The sequence below is a fragment of the Variovorax sp. P1_H12_2 genome (assembly GCF_056405335.1).
The window spans coordinates 1-2,874 of the sequence record NZ_JBFUCI010000596.1 but is presented as its reverse complement, the minus strand read 5'-3'; the positions used below and the strand labels follow the sequence as shown (position 1 = coordinate 2,874).

The following is a 2,874-nucleotide window of genomic DNA, read 5'->3' as shown; positions in this document are numbered from 1 at the left end:
GCACTTGATGGTGCCGGTCAGGATGGTCTCGGCGACCTTCAGGTCCTGCTCCGAGAGCGTGATGTCGGTTTCTTCGCTGATGGGCTTGGCTTCCTCGACCCGCTTGATGATGCGCTTGGGCACCACCTTCTGCACGACCTTCTTGCCGGTCGTGTTGGCTGCCGGCTGCTTCGCCGTGGTGCTTGCAGCATTGGTCTGGGCCATCGCCGCAAGCGGCAATGCGAGGGCGGTGGCGGCGATCAGGGCAATCGTCTTCATGGGTAGGTTTCTTTCGGGGGATGGGTTTTCAGGAGATAGCGGGAGCGAACCAGGCCTGCGCCTCGGAAGGCAAGCTGCGGCCGGTGGCATGCGCCCGCTCGAGAACCTGCCAGAAATGGCGGTAACTGGCGCGGTCATGCAATGTGCCATCGATACTGACCGGCGCCCACGCCACGGCCGCCGCAGCAGCCATGATTTTTGTAGCGATTTGAATCTGCCGCTCGTCGGGCGCGAAGGCCTCGAGGATCGGACGGATCTGGTTCGGATGGATGCTCCACATCCGCATATAGCCGAATTCGCCGGCCGCCTTGCGGGCCGCGGCGCGCATCGCATCGATGTCGTTGAACTCGGTCACGACGCAGTGCGAAGGCACCTTGCCATGCGCATGGGCGGCGGATGCGATCTCGAGCTTGGCGCGCACCACCAGCGGGTGCGTGAATTGCCCGGCGGCGGCCATGCCGTCGGCCGGAATGGCGCCGCCGTGCGCCGAGACGAAATCCATCAGCCCGAAGCTCAGCGACTGCACCCGGGGGTGGGCCGCGATTTCGAAGGCATGGTGCACCGCCAGTGGCGATTCGATCAGCACATGCAGCGGCAGTGCGTCGGCATCGGCGGCATCGAGCGCCTGCACGGCCTCGAGAACGTCGGCGATGGTTTCCACCTTGGGCACCATCAGGTGGCTCAGGCGCTGGCCGGCCCGGCCGGCGATCGTCATGACGTCGCCGGGGAACGAAGGATGGTCGACCGGATGGACCCGCGCGCCGACCCGCATGCCCGGTGCGGCGGACAGCGCGAGTTCGGTGACCAGCGCCGCATGCTCGGCCTCGCCGCCGATCGGGGCTCCGTCCTCGCAGTCGAGGGTGACGTCGAACACGCAGGCGCCGAATTCCTGGGCCATCTCGGCCTGCAGCGCCAGGCTCTTGCGCATGCGCGCTTCGACGCCGCTGTAATGGTCGCAGACCGGCAGCGCCACCGAGCCGGCCTGGGCGCCGAGCAGGACCTCGCGCGGATGAGGAGTCGAGATGCCTGTGCTCATGCTTTCTTCTGCGCCACGATGAACATGCGCGGAAAAGCCAGCAGCAGCCGGCCATCGGTGCGCGCCGGATAGGCCCGCGCGATGCGGCGTTCGTATTCGGCCAGGTAGCTGGTCCTGAGTTCGCCGGGCAAGGGGTCGACGAAGGGCTTGAGGCCCGTGCCGCTGACCCACTCGACGATCGCCGCCGCGGAGGCCATCGGATGCTGGTAGGCGGTGCGCCAGACATCGACCGCCGCAGCCTCGCCCGCGAGCAGGTCGTAGTAGCCGTCGATCGCCAGCAGTCGGGTACGGAGGCGGTCGGGATTGCCGATGGCCTGCGCCCAGGGCGCCTCGGCCGCCACCTCGCGCATCAGCCGATGCGTGGGCTCCTCGCGGTTGTCGGGCATCTGGATCGCCAGCACGCCCCCGGGCGCCAGTGCCGCGAAGAGCCTGGGAATCAGGGCCTCGTGGTCGGGCACCCACTGCAGGGCGGCATTGGCATAAATGAGGTCGGGCGCCGCTTCGGGCGCCCAGGTCGCGATGTCGCTGAGCTCGAAGCGGGCCTGCGGCAGCCGCTCGCGCGCGCTCGCGAGCATCGCCTCGGAGTTGTCGGTGCCGACAACGGCAGCGCCCGGAAAGCGCTGCACCAGCAGCTCGGTGGAATTGCCCGGCCCGCAGCCGAGGTCGAACACGCGTGCCGCCTCGGCCAGCGGCACGCGCGCCAGCAGTTCCCGGGCCGGACGCGTGCGCTCGTCCTCGTAGCGGCCGTAGAGCGCGGGATTCCAGTCGAGCATGCAGCGGGCGGCTTACAGCAGGTGGGCGACGCCGGCCTGCTCGTCCTGCAGTTCCTTGAGCGTCTTGTTGATGCGCTCCTGGCTGAAGGCGTCGATCTCGAGGCCCTCGACCAGCTTGTACTCGCCGTTCTCGCAGGTGACCGGGAAGCCGAACATGGTGTCCTTCGGAATGCCGTACTGGCCGTCCGACGGGATGCCCATCGTGACCCACTTGCCGTTGGTRCCGAGGGCCCAGTCGCGCATGTGGTCGATCGCTGCGTTGGCGGCCGAGGCGGCCGACGACAGGCCGCGCGCCTCGATGATGGCGGCGCCGCGCTTGCCGACCGTCGGCAGGAACACGTTGGCGTTCCATTCCTGGTCGTTGATCATCTTGGCGACGCTTTCGCCGTTGATGGTGGCGAAGCGGTAGTCGGCGTACATCGTGGGCGAATGGTTGCCCCAGACGGTGAGCTTCTCGATGTCGGCCACGGCCTTGCCGGTCTTGGCGGCGAGCTGGCTGGCGGCGCGGTTGTGGTCGAGGCGCAGCATGGCGGTGAAGTTCTTGCGCGGCAGGTCCGGTGCGCTCTTCATCGCGATGTAGGCGTTGGTGTTGGCCGGGTTGCCGACCACCAGCACCTTCACGTTGCGGCTCGCCACGGCGTTGAGCGCCTTGCCCTGCGCGGTGAAGATGGCGCCGTTGACGGCCAGCAGCTCGGCGCGTTCCATGCCCGGGCCGCGCGGACGCGAACCGACCAGCAGCGCGTAGTCGGCGTCCTTGAAGGCGGTCATCGGATCGCTGTGGGCTTCCATGCCGACCAGCAGCGGGAA

General features: G+C 68.1%; 3 protein-coding genes and 1 pseudogene. All 4 read right to left on the bottom strand.

The annotated features are described in order from the left end of the window. A pseudogene (locus AC1D2K_RS32925) lies at positions 1–258 on the bottom strand (hypothetical protein); the annotation flags it as partial. Positions 259–286: 28 nt separating this feature from the next. After that, a complete protein-coding gene (locus tag AC1D2K_RS32920) occupies positions 287–1,294 on the bottom strand; it encodes an HpcH/HpaI aldolase/citrate lyase family protein (protein ID WP_478094408.1) in 1,008 nt (335 codons plus the stop codon). Further along, a complete protein-coding gene (gene tam, locus AC1D2K_RS32915) occupies positions 1,291–2,067 on the bottom strand; it encodes a trans-aconitate 2-methyltransferase (RefSeq protein WP_478094407.1) in 777 nt (258 codons plus the stop codon). Before tam ends, AC1D2K_RS32920 begins: the two co-directional genes overlap by 4 nt. 12 nt (positions 2,068–2,079) lie before the next feature. Further along, on the bottom strand, positions 2,080–2,874 hold a 795-nt coding region (locus tag AC1D2K_RS32910), incomplete at its 5' end, for a malate dehydrogenase (protein WP_478094405.1).

Bases quoted from the DNA above. Each gene is read 5' to 3' on its own strand.
- tam (WP_478094407.1), bottom strand. From the start codon at position 2,067: ATGCTCGACTGGAATCCCGCGCTCTACGGCCGCTACGAGGACGAGCGC.
- AC1D2K_RS32920 (WP_478094408.1), bottom strand. From the start codon at position 1,294: ATGAGCACAGGCATCTCGACTCCTCATCCGCGCGAGGTCCTGCTCGGC.